Source organism: bacterium (assembly GCA_009926305.1).
In the GTDB taxonomy this organism is placed as follows: domain Bacteria; phylum Bdellovibrionota_C; class UBA2361; order UBA2361; family RFPC01; genus RFPC01.
In genome coordinates, this window is sequence record RFPC01000258.1 from 1 (window position 1) to 1,140 (window position 1,140).

Annotated in this window: 1 protein-coding gene and 1 pseudogene; both read left to right on the forward strand. The window is 48.1% G+C overall.

Annotation, left to right across the window (positions count from 1 at the left end; translation table 11 throughout):
• Window positions 1-104 precede the first annotated feature (104 nt).
• A pseudogene (locus EBR25_14330) lies at window positions 105-312 on the forward strand (helix-turn-helix domain-containing protein).
• Between the two features lie 18 nt (window positions 313-330).
• Window positions 331-1,140 (forward strand): SAM-dependent DNA methyltransferase (locus EBR25_14335; GenBank protein NBW42147.1); only part of this gene is annotated, 810 nt, incomplete at its 3' end.

The window sequence follows — 1,140 nt, forward strand, 5'->3', positions numbered from 1 at the left end:
CTATCGCTGTACAGATGCGGAACAAAGCGTTGAATATTCAGTTAATTTAGGCAATGATTTGTTAATGGAGGAAATGCTGCCCTTAAGGTAGCTTCGTACTTGCTTTGAGAGACCAAAGGGTTCGATGGCTCTCGGTAGATGAGAGAGAGCGCCGTTCCTCTCGGGGGCAAGCCGGACACGGTCTAAAAGTGGCTCGAAAGAAAAGACATGCCAGCCCATAAAGTGGGTCGACTCTTGAGATTCAAGAAGACGGAAGTTGACGCTTGGGTGAGAGAAGGAGGAGCCTGCGAAAACAGGAAAACTCAAGAGTAAGGAAGGGAACAAGAAAGAATGGCAATCAAAAAATCAGACCTCTACTCAAAACTCTGGGCAAGCTGTGACGAGCTTCGCGGCGGGATGGACGCTTCCCAATACAAAGACTACGTACTCGTCCTCCTCTTCATTAAGTACGTAAGTGATAAATACGCTAACGAGGCCTACGCTCCGATAACTGTTCCAACTGGTTCAAGCTTTAAGGACATGATTGCCCTAAAGGGCAAGGCCGATATCGGGGACCAGATTAATAAGAAGATTATCGCTCCGCTGGCTGAGGCCAACAAGCTCTCTGATATGCCCGACTTTAACGATGCGAATAAGCTCGGAAGCGGCAAAGAGATGGTCGATAGGCTTACAAACCTGATTGCTATCTTTGAAGATAAGGATCTTGATTTCTCAAAAAACCGCGCTGATGGGGATGATATTCTAGGGGATGCCTACGAATACCTCATGCGGCACTTCGCCACTGAGAGCGGAAAGAGTAAGGGACAGTTCTACACTCCAGCAGAGGTAAGCCGAATTATGGCTCAGATTCTCGGCATTCGAGATGCTGAGACAAGTAGCGCTACTACCGTATATGACCCAACCTGTGGTTCTGGCTCACTCCTCCTTAAAGTTGCTGATACAGCAAGAACATCAGTTAGCCTTTACGGACAGGAAAAGGACTCAGCTACAGCCGGGTTGGCCCGGATGAATATGATTCTTCACGACTATCCCACGGCTGAAGTCGTACAGGGCAACACCCTGGCCAATCCAAAGTATAAAGACGGAGATACCCTAAAGACCTTTGATTACGTGGTCGCAAATCCCCCCTTTAGTGATAAG